Below are 17638 nucleotides of genomic sequence, written 5' to 3'. Positions count from 1 at the left end.
AATTCCCGCTACGTCGATAGATGTTGAATTAATGAGTCGTTCCTCCGCTAATAACCATATCCTCACTGTTTTCTAATGCTTGATTAATAGCGATTTTTAGTGCCATTGTTATTGTTTCCAACGCCATACTGGGTGTGCCGGGGTGTTTTACCGCCTGTTCAGGCAGGTAGGGAATATGGATAAATCCACCACGTACTAATCCACCACGTACTTTGGGATAAGTCAGAGCCAGATAGTGTAGTAGGCCATACATGACATGGTTGCAGACATATGTGCCGGCACTTTGTGAAATCGAAGCAGGAACCCCTGCGGCTTGCAGACCACTGACGATGGCTTTAATCGGTAGAGTGGAGAAATAGGCAGCGGGCCCTGCTGCCACGATTGGGGTATCAATGGGTTGATTGCCCTGATTATCGGGAATACGTGCGTCGTTGATGTTAATCGCTATGCGTTCCACCGTGATATCTGGTCTGCCACCTGCTTGTCCTACTGCAATGACGAGTTCAGGTTGTATTTCGTCAATAGCTGTGTACAGGCAGGTGAGAGAAGTATTGAATACACATGGGAGCTGGCGTGTCTCAATATGTGCCCCAGATAGTTGTTGGTTTTGCAATTGTCTGACCGACTCCCACGATGGATTGATGGTTTCACCGTCAAAAGGCTCAAAAGCGGTAATCAGAACGGTTTTCATAGGATATCCTCACAAAAACATCAAAAAATAGAGCAGAAAAACATTGGCAATCAGTAGCGCTATTCCAGTGGGGATTTGTGCTTTAATGACCGCATTGCGATTTGGTAATTCCAGTAGTGCGGCAGGAACGATATTGAAGTTTGCAGCCATTGGGGTCATCAGTGTACCGCAATAGCCCGAGAACATGCCGATGGCGGCCATGACCGCCGGATTACCGCCATGTTGCAGTACCAGAATGGGAATGCCGATCCCGGCGGTAACAATCGGGAACGCGGCAAAGGCGTTGCCCATGATAATCGTCAATAGCGCCATGCCGAGTATGTATGTCGCCACCGCGATCAAGCGGTTATCCACGGCCAGATAATTCTCTGTCAGGTGAGAAATTGCGGTACCGACACCTGCTACGGTAAATAATAGTCCTAGCGTCGCTAATATCTGTGGCAGGATAAACGCCCAACCGATGGAATCCAGTAAGCGACGCGCCTCTTGGGTTGATTGAGTTACATTTTCATGCGTCATTTTCAGTGCAACGCCATATCCGACTAAGCAGCCTGCTGTCATGGAAAACAGTGTCACTAGCGTGGCATGATTGCCGATACCGAATAGGGTTTGTTGTAGCCCAGGGACGTGGTTAAACAGCAATACGCCGATTACTGTGACGACAGGGATTGCCAGTGCGGGAAGAAATAGACGATTACCCAAACGGGAGGCACTTTTCTGCCGTTGCTGAGGTGTGCGTTGATGGTAGCTGCCCAGTCGTACACCGCCAAAACCTGCCGTCAGTGCCATCAATACGACGATTAGCCCGACACCGATATGTAGTATCTTTTGGGCCTCGGCTTCATTGTCTGCCCATAATGCTATTAAGCGGTAAGTCCAGTCGCCTACCAAAAATACGATGCCATATAGCGCCCAGAACAGGCTGGTGGTCAGACGGCGAGGGTTGGCGTGATCACGCCAGGACATTATTGCCACGGCCAACAGGATCACGCCTGCCAGCCAATAAAGATATTGTTGCTGAAACATTACTCCACCTTACTTCGATTTTTGTCCATGCCATTCAGTGTTGCCAGTTCGGTTGCGATCTGGTGGTCAAGACGAGACAAGCGGAAAGCGTGGATCAGGAAGGCGCAGATGGCGGTAGGGATTCCCCACATAGCGATATGTAGCGGCTCTGTTTGGATGCCGCCAGACTCTAGCATAAAGTTATGCATAAAGATGATTGCACCAAAGGCGACGAAGATATCCTCACCGAAGAAAAGGCCAACATTGTCGGTTGCTGCCGACATGGCCCGCAGGCGATAACGTACATCATCAGGCAGGTCATGATGACGGTTTTCCGTAGCCCCTTCTACCATTGGTGCCAGCAAGGGACGCACCATTTGTGGGTGTCCTCCTAAACTGGTCAGCCCTAGCGCAGCGGTTATTTCACGAATGAATAGATAGATGATCAGCAAACGTCCGGCGGTTGCTGTTTTAATATTGCTAATCCAGGTTTGAGCTCGTTCTTTTAAACCGTGCCGTTCTAAGAGGCCGATAGTTGCCAGCGGCAACAGCAAAATTAGTGGCAAATTTCGAGTATTAAGGAAGCCGGAACCTAGCTTTTCCAGAATCGTTGTGATCGGCATATGCGCTGCCAACCCGGTGATGATCCCTGCGACAATCACCACCAATACCGGGTTAAACCTAAGTAAAAAGCCCACGACAATAACTACGATGCCAATCAACGGCCATAGATTCACAATCTGTTGCATGTGGTGTCACCTCGGTGGATAAAAATCGCGGTTACTTGCGGTGTCGTCATAGGCTGAATTCCTGTGTGGTAGATAAATGTATATCTAAGCAATATGCGTACCATCGTTGGATAATTTGCAGTTATTGTTAAATAATTGTTTTTATATTGTTGAACAATAAATAGAATGAGGCGAAAGAATAGGCAAATAAAATTATTTTTTAATTATAAAAATGAAATGCAGATCACTTTTTACCATAGTGATGCTCTATGATGGTGCGTTTAATGCACTATTGTGAGGCAATCATTATTCTGGCGTAGAAAGCTGCCAGCGGGAAAGAGTTCTATGCTTGCTGGTGGTAGGTGAATGTGTGAAGATGCCTGCCATTCTTATCTTTAGCAATCGGGAACTTGTGGTCAGGTTTGCTGCATTTGGTCCGCTCTTTCAATTAATTATGATGAAAAAAGATAATTCTTCTCCTAAGACGTTAAGTGAAAAAGTTACAGATATTATCCGGCAGAAATTGATTATTGGAGAGTTATCACCCGGTCAACGGCTATCAGAAGCGGTTTTGAGCGAACAACTTGAAATATCGCGTAATACACTACGTGAGGTTTTTCGTGTACTGACTCAGGAAGGGTTACTGCGATATGAACCTAACCGCGGAGTTTTCGTCGCCACTCCGAGTATCGCTTCTATTATCGATATTTATCGAACTCGGCGACTTATTGAGTGTCAGGCATTGGCGCAATCTTATCCTATGCATCCCGCGGTTGAGCATATGCGCGGTGCAATTGAAATGGCTAAACGATGTCGTGATACTCAGGATTGGATCGGTGTTGGAACCGCAAATATGGCATTTCATTCAGCTATTGTTGAACTTACTGACAGTGAACGGCTGATAACATTTTATGGGCATATTTCTGCGGAACTGCGTCTGGCTTTTGGTTACCTGAACGATCCTGAACTTTTTTATGTTCCTTATATTGACCAGAATGCCCATATTTTGGCGTTACTTGAGAAAGGTGAACCACAAAGTGCGGCCTCCGAGTTAAAAAGCTATCTGGAGCAGTCAGAACGTACGGTATTAGCGGCTTATACGCGCAAACATCGTACTTAATAAATAATACCTGCGACTAGATTGGCAAATCCATTGATAAAATAAATTAATTTAATTAATATGTTTAAGGTTTTTTCATATTTTTAGTTTGTAACGTTATGTTTGTTTGGTGCCTTCCCAGACAAAGGCGGTAGTGTCTATAGAGATCAAGGAAGTAAATGATAAGAGAAGCTATATATGCCTTTTGTGCCATGATGTTTAACTTTTTAACCCTGCCAAATTACAGATCACTTGATTATTTAAAACATAATTCATCGTATTTTTGTGGTAAGTCATATTAGTAACACGAGTTACAGGAAAACGTGACTTATAGTCCGTGGTTTGATAAGTAACATCGTTCGATACTTATCGAATGAAAAAAACTGACACCATAAAATCCATTTTTGGACAAAGAGTTAGATATATCAGAATGGCATCTGGTATGTCTCAGGAAGCTTTTGCCGATAAATGTGGGCTTGATCGTACTTATATCAGTGGCATTGAACGCGGTGTCAGAAATCCTACGCTTGAAGTTATCAATGTTATTGCCAGTGGTTTACAGATCGAATTAAAAGATCTGTTTGACTTTGATGCGGAGAAAAAGAGTTAGTTGACTCTATTTGAGCATTGAGTCTTTACGCTTTCCTGTTGTTCTATCATTTCTCCTCTCATCAGAAGATTTTATTCTGCTGCTACAGCTAGAAATCTGAATCGCTTTCTGGTCACATCTCATAGCTATGTGATTGCTGAAAATGATCCTTGTAGGTGAGAACATCGTCTGCATTATCGCAGATCTGCCTGTTTTTCAGGCAGATCTTCTCTTTGCCTGCTCCTGTCGTCTTTGAATAGCAGATTATCCTTCATCTGCCACAATAGGACATTCAGCCTTTCCAGCGGGAATTGCGGATTACATTGCAGTAATTGAGGGGAACAAGTCCCGGCTCTTTATCCTGTATGACATCCACATTGAAGCTACCAAACATTGTCTGGGACTTGTCCTTGATACCATCATAAAAAGCCTGAATGATCCCCTCCTTGAAGCCGTCAGGGCGTGGGTGTTGCTGTACAACCGCACTGCGCTCACTGTCGCTGAACGCTTCGTAATTGATCCCCAACACATCCATTTCAACGCCAGCAGTGACGAGCGCAATTTCAGGTGCCATAAACTCTGGAATGCCCGGCGTGGTATGTAAAGCAATCGCCGTCCAGACTTTATCAATATCGGCCTGAGCGATGCCGTATCCTTGCAGGAAATGTTTCGCCGCATTCGCGCCGTCAACCTCGAATCGCTTGTCACAACTACAGTGTTCATGTGTCAGGCCGATGTCATGAAACATACATCCGACATAGAGCAGTTCATGGTCTACGCTAAGCCCAAGACGTTGGCCGGCGAGCGCACCCCAATAGTAAACACGACTCGAATGATGAAAAAGCAGGTCAGATTCCGTATCGCGGATGAACGTGGTTGCGTCACGGGTTATTTGGGTATCAGGAATACTCACGCCATTAATTGAAAAACTCATATGCTTGTCTCCGGTTGATTAAGTGAAGGTAAGCATAAAACACATGACATACGTCCTGAATTAACTTATAACGATGATTCAGGACACTAAGATTAAATAAGACTTCTGTAGAGCAATGATTCACAATATCACCATATTGGCTGTGCCTGACGTTCAGCTACTCGATGTCTCAGGCCCCCTGGACGTGTTCGCTGAGGCGAACCGCATATTGCACCGGCAGGTCTATTCCCTGAGCGTGATGTCGATCGGTTCAGACATCATCACTTCCTCGTCAGGCGTTAGGCTGATGGCCGATGTGATTTTGAGCCATACAACCAGCCACTCGGCAGACACGTTTCTTGTGGCTGGCGCGCCGGATGCGCATAACCATACCCTTTCAGAACAGGAACGCGTTGCAATCATCGAAATGTGTCATCGTAGTCAGCGCTACGGCTCCGTCTGTACTGGTGCTCTGTTGTTGGCGCAGACCGGACTGTTGAAACAGCGTCGGGTGACAACCCACTGGGAGTGTGCCGAACTACTCGCGATGCGTTTTCCCGAAATCACGGTTGAACCGGACATGCTCTATGTGGCTGATGGTTCCGTGAGAACGGCTGCGGGGGTGACATCTGGGCTGGATCTGGCGCTCCGGCTGGTTGAAGAGGATCTGGGCCGCGAGATCGCGATGGAGGTGGCAGCAAGCCTCGTCATGTTTTTCAGGCGACCAGTTTGTCAGGGGCACTTTATCCGCAGGAGTCAGTTATCCCTATCCGGGAGAGCCGCTTTTCAGGATTTGCAACGCTGGGCGCAGGCAAACTTACAGGCCATAAGTGGTTTGCAGGACATGGCTACACACATGAACTTGAGCATCAGGCATCTGGGACGTCTGTTCCGCCAGGAGCTTAACATGAAGGCAGGAGTATGGCTGGAAAATGCACGTATTGAGAAAGCGCGGATGTTACTCGAAGAAGGTAGGCTCCCGCTCAAGGCAATACCGGGAGCTTGCGGATACAGAAGTAGCGATGTAATGCGCAGGGCCTTTGTTAAAAATACGGGCATCACCCCCTCTGTTTACAGAAAGATATTCATACAGACGCAGCAGACCGGCACAAATGAAGAAAACTGAAAGCCAGACGTGGGAAATAGATGACGATTTACCTTGTTTGAAATAATGATGCGCTTCAACCAAAGGAGTAACCATACGCCTTCCTGGTGTTTCAATGATGTCAATGATGTCGCGTTGTACATCGACAAACATACTGTATTTGCTTTCGCCCATTTGTATTGATAAACAACAAATTGCATTTACCAGTTCCTGTTCTCATCAGCAAATGAGCTATATTGTTCAATAAATTGAGCAACTTCTTCCAATCCTTTGTGATTATCTGCTTTCCAACTTTCAGCTTTGATTCGTTGAGTTTCTTTGGTCATGACTTCAATAGCAAAACCTGAAATATTTACACCGGCTGAATTCAGGATCAGATAATTTTCTTTATCAACAGTTACGTTAACTCTATAACTCTATGTTTCATAGCACACCTCAAAAACACACTTAAAGTGAACATGAGGAAATGGATTGTGAACAGGAAAATATAAATGCAAACAGCTACAAGTGATCATTATTCTTACCGAATGATATAAAGTAGATCGGAGCAGCTTATCTTATTGATAAACTACTCCGTCTTGATCTACAGCCACTTACTTTGTGTACCTCGAAGGCCATATTTCAGCGGGATCGCAATCTAAAGCCTCGGCAATAAGCTGTTGACCTTTGGGCCAGCGGCGTTGCAGGGTATTAGCAAGGGTGGATGATGCTAACCCTGCTTCCCTTGAAACGGCTGCTAATGATGTTCCCCGTTTTTTCAGTTCGGCGATAATGTCGGCTGGGTGCCAGTCCTGATTTTTCATTATTAATCCTCCGTGTTACGGATAACTTTGATATGAAAAGGTAAATCGTTACATAGTAGACTATAAGTCACATATGATAACATAACTTACCATAAAAAGTGACTCATAGTCCGTGGTCTGATAAGTAACATAATTCGATACTTATCGGATGAAAAAGCCAACTGCTGTAAAATTCCTTTTTGGGCAAAGAGTTAGGTATTTCAGGCAATCGTCTGGCATGTCTCAGGAAGCTTTTGCCGATAAGTGTGGAATTGACCGGACGTATATCAGTGGTATTGAACGTGGAGTTAGAAATCCTACGCTTGAAATCATTAATATTATTGCGAATGGTCTACAGATTGAGCTAACAGATCTGTTTGATTTCAGCACTAAATCAAAAGGCTAACAGTCGCTTTCCGCTTTATTGCTTAGAAATTTTCTTATCTTTTTGTTGGAGGAAATTACTGTGCTAACCTTAAATAAAGTCGAAAAAATGGGTTGACGGTAAATTGAGAAATAAGTGTATTGAGGAAGATTTAGGCTCTCCCTCAATAAATGGCTTTATTAAATGGTTATAATTTTCTGGGTGTTATTTCGTTCAATTTTTATTGTCAATTTACCCGATGGTGTTTCTGACAATTGATTGCGAAGATAGGTGATATCCTTAGGAAGGGCTTGTTGACCATTCACTTCCAGCACAATATCACCGTTCTTTAATCCAAATTTTTCAATATATTTTTGATCGTTGTAATATATCTCTACTTTGTTATTAAAATAACGGATTGCAATTGTGCGGAGTAATGGACTGTCATAACGGGTAAAGTTTTTGGCATTAAAACAGAGCAGCATTTTATTTGGGATAAACAAATAATCATCAAAACGTGAGAGGAAACTCATACCAAGATTGTAGAGACCACTTTTATTTTCGCCAATTCTCAGCCGACCTACCGGCAGTTGCTGTAAATAAAAGCCATCAATTAGATACTCTTTACTACTACCAAGCCCGCCAGCGGATGCGTATTTGACATTGGTTCCTTCAGAAATTTTATCTTTGTGTTCTTTTTTCAGGTATTCAATAAATTCCTGAGAAGCATAGCTGTAATCGGCCCCGGTATCTATATTAAAAACGACATTAGAAACCTGAATTGCAGGAGATTTGCCGTAGCTGTCACTGTAAGGTTCACATTGTTGATAATTTAGGATTGAAGGTGCATGGTGCCATACTGTCAATGTGTGGTTCAGGTTATTTACTTCCCAGTTTAACTGACGAAAAGTGTCAATTCCGAGAATACCATCCAGCTCCTGACCAATGGACTGATTAAAGAGATTCATGTCAATGCCAATCCAGGGATCAGAACCCGGCACTGTATGATTACCGAGGGTAATCGCCAGAGGTTGCCATAATTTTAGGTCAGCTTTGTGTAAGCGTTTTTCACTGGTTGTAACCAGTCCATCGGACAGCATACGGTGGAATGTAACCGGTATTTTTGATTCTGGCGTGGTTTGTGTCAGCGTTTTTGCCAGCTTATTATCGATGAAGGTATAACTGGCACCAGTATCCAGCAAGAATTGATATTTTTTACCGGAGATAGTGACAGGAACAATGATCGATGTTGGCTGATGGATGTTCAGCTTAGTAGAAAGGACGGGTTTATTTTCTTCTGGCATATGGATTTTTTCCATATGGCTACAGCCCGTTATCAGTGTCAGCAAACTGGCGGTAATAATTGACCGAGAGGCTATCTTTTCCTGTTTTTTCATAATATTAGATTCCTTTTCTAGGGAGTGAAAGATGAAAATCTAGGGTCCGGTAAAACCCAACATAATGTACTGGAAGCAATAAAATGTTGCGTATGAGCCAAGGTAGTACCCGTTGCCAGTACAGATCAGCTTCATTGCGAATATTATTATCTGCTTTATATTAGTTGATGTGAAATATAGTGAGTAATTGTTTAACTATGGTTGAACTATTATTAGTTTAAGCGGTAATGTTGGTTAAAATGTCGGCTATTGAGTAATTTGAACGGTAAAAGTTGTTAAGGGTGATATTTATATAATAATTAATTGGCAATAGAGATAGCATTAAAAGATAAATTATCTGGATGTGTTTGATTATATAATGTATATCAATGATAATGATTTGAAATAAAAATCACTATAAATCATGACTATTTTATTTTTAGGTGTAATATAAAGTTAATAAATATTTATTGGATTTGTATTTATATGTGGGAATTATTTTTCTGATAAATATCTAGGTGATATCAATATACAAAAGTAACACTTTTGTACTAAAGGAATATATTGATTTTATGTCTATATCACTAAAACTCAGCATTGTCGTGCCTATTTATAATGGAGAGCGGTTTTTACCGCAATTTTTTGTCAATTTATCTCGGCAAAAGCTAACTGATTTTGAATTAATTTTGGTTGATGATGGTTCAACAGATAATAGTCGCCAGGTTATTGAACAATATGCCGAAAAATTCCCAAAGACAGAAATTATTACTCAGAAGAATCAAGGGGTTTCTGTTGCCCGTAACACGGGGTTAGCGAAAGCCAGAGGTGATTATGTGGCTTTCCCTGATATTGATGATGTCATTTATCCGGGTATGTATAACCGGCTGTTAGAGATTGCTCAGAATAATGAGCTGGATATTGCTACTTGCAATGGCCATTATGTTTATGATGATGGTCGGCCAGCTCGAAAGATTTTTCCTTCCGATCGCCTCTCTTCTACTGCGGTTCTGAGCGGGCCAGAATGGTTGCAACAAGCACTGAGCTCACGCAAATTCTTGCATGTAACTTGGCTAAATATCTATAAACGGGCTTTTCTGACAAAACATCATTATCAGTTTGAACCGGGGTTGCATCATCAAGATATTCCGTGGACAACAGAACTCTTGTTGACGGCAAATCGCGTGCAATATATTGATGAATCTTTTTATGATTATCTGATCCACGCCTCCTCGGTGTCCCATGTTCCTGCTGATGATCGTATTAAGGTGAGGACGGCACATCACTATATGAAAATTTTGGAGATGCTGAATAAGATTAATCAGCGTTATCCACAGCAAGTCAGGCAGGTGCCGGCGTGTCATTGGCAGATCGCGAAAGAGGGGCTAGGGATTTTGCATACCATTAATGGGATAGAATCCCCTATGGTAAAGCGACAAATCGTTCATGAATTATTTGAGCGCGGTATTTGGTCAATGATCTGGAAAAATGCCCGTGGGTTTAGATTGCGTTGGCGTTTGGCTCGTCGATATCCGCGACTTAGAAAAGTATTAAAAGCCGTTTAATATTGCAAATAACGGCTTTAATGATCGTTCCTTACCTGTGATTATTTTTCATCTTGATCGCAGGTATCGCCGATATTTCTTAATGCATCAATAATCAATTGCCAGAATCGCTGTTGATCGAGTTTGACTGCGACTTGGGTGTGGCCATCTTCTGGTATTGGATGACGGAAATCCGCTACGGTCATGCCCACAGTTAAGGTCCCATTCAGTTCAATATTGACAGGGACTTTTTGGGTTGTCATTACTGTAGGATCAATAACATAGGCGACGGCACAAGGATCATGTATTGGAGGGCTGTTGAAACCATGTCTCTCTTGATAACGTTGACCATAGTAATCCAGTAGTTCTACGACAAACCGAGACACGTTGGTATTGATACGTGAAATTGATTTGGTGATTTCTGGTGTGGCGCGTGCTTGATGCGTCAGATCCAGACCGACCATCGTCAACGGCCATTTTTCATTGAAAACGATATGCGCGGCTTCCGGATCGATTTTGATATTGAATTCCGCTACTGCACTTCTATTAGCAGTGTGATATCCACCGCCCATTAATACCACTTCTTTTACCCGTTCAACGATCTGCGGTGCTTTACGGACGGCAAGAGCAATATTGGTTAAGCTGCCAACGGGAACTAAGGTCACCGTTTTTGGCGGATGAGACATAATGGTATCAATGATCAGATCAATCGCGTGGCGAGGATCAAGTGTTCGAGAGTGTTTAGGCAACTTCACGCCACCCAGACCAGATTCGCCGTGAATATCCGATGCCGTTTCGATATCGCGAACTAATGGGCGATGACAACCAGCGGCAAAGGGCACGCCGGTAATACCGGCAATATGTGCTATCGCCAGCGCATTGTGAGTGACTTTATCCAGTGTCTGATTACCGACAACCGTCGTGACGGCTAATAGCTCAATATTAGGGTTGCCATGCGCCAATAGCATCGCAATGGCGTCATCATGTCCCGGATCGCAATCAAGAATAATTTTTTTGGTGGTCATTTTTACTCCTTGCCAGAGAAAGTGATATAAAAAATGAGGATAATCCAGTTAAAACCTCTATTCCGTGACAAAATCTTAGATCTGGGGGAGTGTTCTCATAAATAATTAGTAAAATGTTTCATAATTGTGATTTGATTAACGTATAAACGATAATTAAGTTGTGCATCCAGTTTGAGTGTGATTCTTATATAGTTTCGCTATGGAATTGGCGGGCTATATCTGCTTCGGATTTATTATTAATTTATGAATAATTGCGAGGGCTTGAATGGATATTCATGTAGATAGATTATCAGCAGTGATTGAATCGGTGGCAACCAGTGAATTTTATCCTAACTTACTGACTTGGCTGGAACAGTTTATTACTTTTGATAACGCTATTGTCTATGCCTTCGAGCAAGGTTCTGCTCCGCGTTGTTTGAGTAAAACCGAGAAGAAAAACAGTGATGCGATAAATCAGATTTATCAACAGGGTGCTTATCTGCAAGATCCTTTCTATCAAGCCTTGGTCAGTGGGGCTGACACCGATCTATTTACCTTACGGGAACTTATTCCTTCAGGATTTTATCATACTGATTATTATCTGAATTTTTATCGTAAAACCGGTTGGCAGGATGAAACGGGGGTTTTATTGACACTCTCTCCTCAACGGCAACTTGGCCTGTTTTTCGGTAGGGAAAATCAGCCATTTTTCATCCAGAAACAGCATCGGAAAAGCCTGAAAACTGCGTTGGAAATTATCCGCAGTGTGGCGCGATTGCATAATGAAATGACGCAGCAAGCTCCTGCTGCTGAAATGGTTTATCTGGATACTCAGACTCGTTATTCCTTAACTCCGAGAGAATGTGAGATTGTGGAGTTAATATTACAGGGCAAAGGTTCACCGCAGATTGCGGAGAAACTTTTTATCAGTCCGGGGACGGTGAAAAACCATCGGAAAAATATTTATCAAAAACTACAAATCAGATCACAAGCAGAGCTTTTTAGCCTGTTTATGACGCCACCCGCTCCGGCCCGTCATTTTGCCTGAGTCACAAATGTTAAAACTGTGTTGCAAATATCCCTAAAGGGACATGGTGATGTGACTCTGTGCTACAGATAATTCGGTGATTATGTTGGATGCTAATCGGGCTATCACATGAGCAATCATCTTGATTCATTAACTTATTACGCTGCGACCAAGAAATATGATCTTCGCTTTCCGGCATTACAAGAAGATCTGGATGTAGATGTCGTCATTATTGGTGGTGGATTTTCCGGTATCAATACCGCCCTGGAATTGGCGGAGAAGGGTATCACCAATATTGCAATCTTGGAAAGTCGTTATCTTGGTTATGGCAGTACAGGTCGTAATGGTGGTCAGGTTATGGCGGGTATCGGTCATGATCTGGCAGTGATCAAACGCCATATTGGCGAGAGAGGGCTGGAAACGATCTTTCAGATCAGCAATCTGGGGGCCGGCATCATTCGTGATCGTATTGCTAAATATAATATTGATGCTGATCTCTGCCGTGGTTATAGCTATCTTGGCATGAATAAGAGACAGGAAAAGACATTACGTAGCTGGCTGAAAGATTTTCAGTCGGTCTCTCCTGATGAAGATATTCAGCTTTACACTGGCTCTGATGTGAAAAAGGTGATTGGTTCTGATGTTTATACTTGTGCGTTGAAGCATATGGGAGCCGGACATGTTCATTCCCTGAACCTGTTGTTAGGAGAGGCAAAAGCCGCGACAGATTTGGGCGTAAAAATCTTTGAGAACAGCGAAGTACTGAACATTGAATATGGTTCTAGAGTAATGGTTCGTACCGCGATGGGAACTGTTCGCGCCAATAAAATGTTGTGGGCCTGTAACGCCTTTCTTAATAGTGGCCTTGAGCCATATATTTATAAAAAGGTGGTTAACACTTATGCCTTCCAGTTAATGACGGAAGTGTTACCGGATGATTTGATTGAAAAAATCAGCCCGATTCGCGGTGCATACAGTGATATTCGTCCGGTTATTGATTACTTCCGTGTGACGAAGGAAAACCGTCTGTTGTTCGGTAGTGCAACTCCTTTCATTGAACATATCCCGTCTGATTTGAAAGCTTGGAATCGTCACTTGATGTTGAAAGTTTTCCCCTATCTGCAAGACGTGAAGGTTGAACTGGCATGGGGAGGACCGTTGTGTTGCAGTGCGAACTTGTTCCCACAGATTGGTTCTTTGCCGCAGCACGATAATGTGTTCTATGTGCAGGGCTATTCCGGTTTCGGAGTCACGCCAAGCCATATCGTTTGTAAAGTACTGGCCGAAGGGATGAGCGAAGGATCTGAGCGTTATGATCTGATGAGTTCAATTCCTCATGTAAATATTATTGGCAAAGATAAATTGCGACATTTTATGGTGTCTGCGGGCAAGATTTGGCACCAAGCGTCTGGGTATTGGAAAGGGCGTCGTTAATTTATTGATATCAATAGTATTCATTGAAAATTCATAAATTATTTTATTTGGAACGAGAACATTATGATTAAATCATTTTTACTGAATAAATCCCTGCCTGAATTATTGGACATTGGTAGCGTAAGCAATCTGGGAGTGACGGTGTTGGAAGGCGATCCGCAGGCCAGTATGGCAATGATATTTGGTGAACCAACGGATAACCTGACATGTGGTATTTTCGCTTGTACTCGTGGCAAGTTTAGTATGGTGTATCCGTTTGATGAGCACGCAACTGTAACAGAAGGTTCGGTAAAATTGACCGATGTGAAGAGCGGGGAAACCGTTGAATATCATCCGGGGGATTCTTGGTTTGCGCCGAAAGGCACGGAAGTACTGTGGGAAATCACCGATGACCGTTTTGTGAAGCATTATCTGTCTTGTATTAAAGGTTAAAAAAACACTTGTTTTATAGAGGTAAATAATGAGTGATATAAACTTATTACAGCCAGTGATGGCCTTTTTGCAACACAATCATGGTCATTATATTAATGGTCAGCCAGTCAGTGGTCAGGGGAGTGAAACATTTTCTGTCATAAATCCTGCGACTGATGAAATCATAGCAACTGTTAATCAAGGCGGTAAAGCGGAAGTCAATGCCGCTATGCAAGCGGCACAGGCGGCATTTCATGGGGCGTGGGCCCAAACTTCGCCGATGGAGCGCGGTCACTGCCTGAATCGTCTGGCAGATCTATTACTGGCACATCGGGAAGAGTTGGCACAGTTAGAAACTCTCTGCTCTGGTAAAACCATCCAGTTGTCCCGAATGCTGGAAATTGATTCCTCCGCTCAGTTCTTGCGTTATTTTGCTGGATGGTCGAGCAAGATCAGCGGTGAAACCCTGAATGTCTCCTTGCCCTCTTTTAAAGGTGAGCAATACACGGCGTTTACCCGTCGTGAACCAGTTGGTGTTGTAGTCGGGATAATTCCGTGGAATTTTTCCATCATGGTTGCCATCTGGAAAATAGCGGCTGCACTGACTTGTGGTTGTACCATTGTATTGAAACCCAGTGAATACACCCCGCTGACCATGCTCAGAATGGCTGAATTAGCCAAGGAAGCGGGTATTCCTGATGGTGTCATTAATGTGATTAATGGTTCCGGTTCGGTGCTTGGGCCTGCACTGATAGGTCATCCGTTGTGTGCCAAGGTAACTTTCACCGGTTCAGTGCCAACGGGTATTGCTGTCGGTAAATCAGCAATGGAACAGGGATTGACTCGTGCCACGCTGGAATTGGGTGGTAAGAACGGCGCGGCGTTTTTAGCGGATATGTCGGTTGAAAAAATTGTCGATGGTGTTCTGGAGGCCGGTTATCTCAATCAAGGGCAGATTTGTGCGGCGGCGGAACGTTTCTATATTCCTGCAAGCCATATGGATGACGTGCTGAAATTGTTGTCTGAAAGACTCGCGGCAATGAAGATTGGCTCTCCTCTGGATGAATCAACAGAAATGGGGCCGTTGGCAAACAAAGCGCACTATAACAAGATCCTGTCCCTGTTTGAGCAAGCGCGTCAAGAAGGCAGTGAGATTGTTTACGGTGGTCATGCTCTGGCCGGGCCGGGTTTCTTTGTGGTGCCAACCGTGATTCGTGCTAACAGCCCGGAAGATTCATTGATGAAGGAAGAGACATTTGGTCCTGTCGGGACTTTCCTCAGCTATAACGATGAGGAAGAGCTGATTGGCTTGATGAACAACACTCCGTTTGGTTTAGCGGCGAGTTTGTGGACCAATGATCTCAGCAAGGCTATGCGCATGATCCCGCGTATCGAAGCGGGGACTGTTTGGATCAATATGCATACATTCCTCGATCCGGCATTACCATTCGGTGGTACCAAATCCTCAGGTATTGGTCGTGAATTCGGTAGCGCCTTTATTGAGCACTATACTGAATTGAAATCCGTGATGGTGCGCTATTGATTTGATATTCGGATCAAAATAAGCAAGGCCCCTTGATTGAAGGGGCCATTGTCAAACCTAAGGTCATCACTGGCATTTTATCCAGGAGAGGGCTTCTCAGGGCAGCGAGTCAATTATATTTACTCACCACCAGAACTCAATAAGGAAAAGGCTGGATGAATCATGGAGTGGGAAAAATTATATACCCTATTGATTTCAAGATGCATCGCGGCGGCAAGGGAGCGAATCCCCGGGAGCATAGAGAACTATGTGACCGGGGTGAGTGAGTGCAGCCAACAAAGAAGCAACTTGAAAGATGACGGGTATAGTTATATTTTTTTACAGCGAGGTTAGCTCGTTATCTGTAAGTATCACAACAGTATTTATTACTGATTCCGAGATTCAACCTTTGTGATTAATAAGGTAACGAGTGCTACGACCACCGGCCCCGGTGCTTTCTAAACAACTTAGTTCAACCAAATGTGTCAAGTGTCTGGTTGCAGTGGCGCGACTTACCTTTGCCACCTTTTGATATTGGCTGCTACTAATGCCTTGCTCAAAATTGCCGTCCAGCATGCGGTTAAGCACCTTCGTTTGCTCTGCGGTAAGTTGGGTCTGGTCTATCCGACGCCAAAATTTAGCTTTTTGCACAACCTGATTAATTTCTTGCAGTTTGTTTATTAAGGTCTCATTCAATATTTTCAGAAACCAAACCAGCCAATCAGTAATATCTAAGCCGCCGCGCTGAGTATTTTCAAGGACTTCGTAATACGCCTTACGATGATGACAGATACTTACCGACATTGCATAGAAACGGATTGAGCGGTTTTCGGCTTGAGCAAGTGCAAGGTCTGTTAGAAATCGAGTAATGCGTCCGTTTCCGTCTTCTAAAGGGTGAATTGTTACAAACCATAAATGAACAATTGCTGCTCTGATGATAGGATCGAGACTGGCATTTGTTCGGGATTGGTTGAACCACTCTATGAATTGGGGTATTTCGTCGACTATTTTTTCTGGCGATGGTGCTTCAAGGTGAACAATTGGCTTATCTAAACGACCGGATACCACTTCTATCATCCCTTCACGTAATTTACCACCTTGTATCGGATTAAACATGGTATAGCCTTCAGGGAATATCAACTGGTGCCATCTGAGGATACGTTCAAGAGTTAAATCGGAGTGACTATTTTCTATCACATCGAGGGCGACCTCTGTAATGCCGTCACTTTTCTCGATTGTTGGATAAGGTTTTTTTTCCGTAATGCCTAATCTGTTTGCCAATGATGAACGTATCGAAGCCGCATTCAATCTTTCTCCTTCAATTTCACTTGAATAGAGTATGCTGGATAGAAGGCTATCAAGCGTTGCCTGCTTGGTATCTTCATAATCAGATTTACCTAATAGCAATCCTTGGTTGAAGTGCACATCTCGCAGTAATGGTGCAATAGTATCGGCATTCCAATGGAATTCCGGCCAGTTCGGTTGTTCCCATATCCACATTGGCTTCGCTTCACCTGTGAGTCAAATAAGGCTTTTATTCTACTCATCAAATGAGGCAAATAGCAATGTCATTTGCCTCATTCTGAGCTTTTCGCCTGGTATTTTGTCAACATGAGGTGAAATCACCAATATCGGGAAATAATTAAGCCTCTGTGTGCTGGTTCTTTAGCGATCAGAATAAGCGTTAAGCGTGAGAATTGCTTAATTAAAGATGACCGTTAATGGTTAATGACGATATAACTATTTAATTTGTTTTATGTTATGGGCCGCTTCAACTCGGACTAAATAACGTTTCGTAATTCTGTTACACATGGCCTTCTTCAACCCATTGTTATACATAGAATTATGAGTGGTATAAGATGTAGCGCTATTTTGGAATCTTATTTAGCAGGAGAATTTAAGCAGAGACTTACGGTTTGGATAAACGATGAAACAATAAGTTTTTGATCGAATACTCCCACTAGTCTAATTGCCTGTCAAAATATTGCCGAAATGATGCCTCCAAATTATACTAATAGTTATTAATAGATATTAAAAACACTGGAGG

General features: G+C 43.3%; 17 protein-coding genes and 2 pseudogenes. 9 read left to right on the top strand and 10 right to left on the bottom strand.

The genetic code is table 11. The features are described 5' to 3' along the window. Positions 1-28 precede the first annotated feature (28 nt). From pcp to EAE91_RS12595, 3 genes are read right to left on the bottom strand one after another with little or no spacing between them, the layout of a single operon-like run. The gene (gene pcp / locus EAE91_RS12605) at positions 29-691 is read right to left on the bottom strand and encodes a pyroglutamyl-peptidase I (protein WP_214088794.1); all 663 of its coding nucleotides are present in this window, start codon (positions 689-691) and stop codon (positions 29-31) included. A 9-nt stretch (positions 692-700) separates the two neighbouring features. Beyond that, positions 701-1717 (bottom strand): DUF979 domain-containing protein, encoded by a 1017-nt coding sequence (locus EAE91_RS12600; protein WP_214088793.1) that lies wholly within the window; start codon positions 1715-1717, stop codon positions 701-703. Then, positions 1717-2445 (bottom strand): DUF969 domain-containing protein, encoded by a 729-nt coding sequence (locus EAE91_RS12595; protein ID WP_214088792.1) that lies wholly within the window; start codon positions 2443-2445, stop codon positions 1717-1719. The genes EAE91_RS12600 and EAE91_RS12595 overlap by 1 nt, the downstream gene beginning before the upstream one ends. 433 nt (positions 2446-2878) lie before the next feature. Between EAE91_RS12595 and EAE91_RS12590 the strand changes: the two genes are divergently transcribed. Together EAE91_RS12590 and xreR1 are read left to right on the top strand one after the other, a co-directional pair. After that, positions 2879-3544 (top strand): GntR family transcriptional regulator, encoded by a 666-nt coding sequence (locus EAE91_RS12590; RefSeq protein ID WP_214088813.1) that lies wholly within the window; start codon positions 2879-2881, stop codon positions 3542-3544. Between the two features lie 352 nt (positions 3545-3896). Continuing rightward, on the top strand, positions 3897-4133 hold the full coding sequence (gene xreR1 / locus EAE91_RS12585; RefSeq protein WP_214088791.1) for a cell morphology transcriptional regulator XreR1: 237 nt from the start codon (positions 3897-3899) through the stop codon (positions 4131-4133). A gap of 271 nt (positions 4134-4404) precedes the next feature. Here xreR1 and EAE91_RS12580 read toward each other — a convergent pair whose 3' ends face one another. Beyond that, on the bottom strand, positions 4405-5046 hold the full coding sequence (locus EAE91_RS12580) for an HD domain-containing protein (RefSeq protein WP_214088790.1): 642 nt from the start codon (positions 5044-5046) through the stop codon (positions 4405-4407). 115 nt (positions 5047-5161) lie between these two features. Between EAE91_RS12580 and EAE91_RS12575 the strand changes: the two genes are divergently transcribed. Next, entirely contained in the window at positions 5162-6151 is a 990-nt protein-coding gene (locus tag EAE91_RS12575; protein WP_214088789.1) for a GlxA family transcriptional regulator, read from the top strand. An 11-nt stretch (positions 6152-6162) separates the two neighbouring features. Here EAE91_RS12575 and EAE91_RS24230 read toward each other — a convergent pair. The 3 genes and pseudogenes from EAE91_RS24230 to xreR2 form a co-directional block, all read right to left on the bottom strand. After that, a pseudogene (locus tag EAE91_RS24230) lies at positions 6163-6330 on the bottom strand (CcdB family protein); the annotation flags it as partial. Then, positions 6331-6528, bottom strand: a pseudogene (ccdA, locus tag EAE91_RS12570) (type II toxin-antitoxin system antitoxin CcdA); the annotation flags it as partial. 195 nt (positions 6529-6723) lie between these two features. Further along, positions 6724-6933, bottom strand: coding sequence for a cell morphology transcriptional regulator XreR2 (gene xreR2, locus EAE91_RS12565; RefSeq protein ID WP_118988117.1), 210 nt, complete (start codon positions 6931-6933; stop codon positions 6724-6726). A 217-nt stretch (positions 6934-7150) separates the two neighbouring features. Between xreR2 and EAE91_RS12560 the strand changes: the two genes are divergently transcribed. Beyond that, complete coding sequence (locus EAE91_RS12560) at positions 7151-7318, top strand: helix-turn-helix domain-containing protein (protein ID WP_049582902.1); 168 nt, start codon at positions 7151-7153, stop codon at positions 7316-7318. A gap of 158 nt (positions 7319-7476) precedes the next feature. On the opposite strand, the gene EAE91_RS12555 is transcribed toward EAE91_RS12560, so the two are convergent. Next, positions 7477-8673, bottom strand: coding sequence for an aspartyl protease family protein (locus EAE91_RS12555; RefSeq protein WP_214088787.1), 1197 nt, complete (start codon positions 8671-8673; stop codon positions 7477-7479). 551 nt (positions 8674-9224) lie between these two features. Here EAE91_RS12555 and EAE91_RS12550 point away from each other — a divergent pair. Beyond that, the gene (locus EAE91_RS12550; RefSeq protein ID WP_214088786.1) at positions 9225-10214 is read left to right on the top strand and encodes a glycosyltransferase; all 990 of its coding nucleotides are present in this window, start codon (positions 9225-9227) and stop codon (positions 10212-10214) included. 41 nt (positions 10215-10255) lie between these two features. On the opposite strand, the gene uriH is transcribed toward EAE91_RS12550, so the two are convergent. Further along, a complete protein-coding gene (gene uriH / locus EAE91_RS12545) occupies positions 10256-11218 on the bottom strand; it encodes a uridine-preferring nucleoside hydrolase UriH (protein WP_214088785.1) in 963 nt (320 codons plus the stop codon). A gap of 265 nt (positions 11219-11483) precedes the next feature. On the opposite strand from uriH, the gene EAE91_RS12540 reads away from it, so the two are divergent. The 4 genes from EAE91_RS12540 to EAE91_RS12525 all read left to right on the top strand — a co-directional run bounded on the left by EAE91_RS12540 (position 11484) and on the right by EAE91_RS12525 (position 15612). Then, positions 11484-12245: a response regulator transcription factor gene (locus EAE91_RS12540; protein ID WP_214088784.1), complete on the top strand. Its 762-nt coding sequence runs from the start codon at positions 11484-11486 to the stop codon at positions 12243-12245. A 108-nt stretch (positions 12246-12353) separates the two neighbouring features. Next, positions 12354-13658 (top strand): NAD(P)/FAD-dependent oxidoreductase, encoded by a 1305-nt coding sequence (locus EAE91_RS12535; protein ID WP_214088783.1) that lies wholly within the window; start codon positions 12354-12356, stop codon positions 13656-13658. A 63-nt stretch (positions 13659-13721) separates the two neighbouring features. Next, on the top strand, positions 13722-14090 hold the full coding sequence (locus EAE91_RS12530) for a cupin domain-containing protein (protein WP_214088782.1): 369 nt from the start codon (positions 13722-13724) through the stop codon (positions 14088-14090). A 28-nt stretch (positions 14091-14118) separates the two neighbouring features. Beyond that, a complete protein-coding gene (locus EAE91_RS12525; RefSeq protein ID WP_214088781.1) occupies positions 14119-15612 on the top strand; it encodes an aldehyde dehydrogenase family protein in 1494 nt (497 codons plus the stop codon). Positions 15613-15993: 381 nt separating this feature from the next. Here EAE91_RS12525 and EAE91_RS12520 read toward each other — a convergent pair whose 3' ends face one another. Further along, positions 15994-17091 carry a Fic family protein gene (locus tag EAE91_RS12520; protein WP_214088780.1) on the bottom strand — a complete coding sequence of 366 codons (1098 nt, stop codon included), beginning with the start codon at positions 17089-17091 and terminating at the stop codon, positions 15994-15996. Positions 17092-17638 lie beyond the last annotated feature (547 nt).

This window comes from Photorhabdus noenieputensis (assembly GCF_018448935.1).
Taxonomy (GTDB): domain Bacteria; phylum Pseudomonadota; class Gammaproteobacteria; order Enterobacterales; family Enterobacteriaceae; genus Photorhabdus; species Photorhabdus noenieputensis.
Note: the sequence above shows the minus strand (reverse complement) of the source record. Positions and strands in the feature narration are given on the sequence as shown.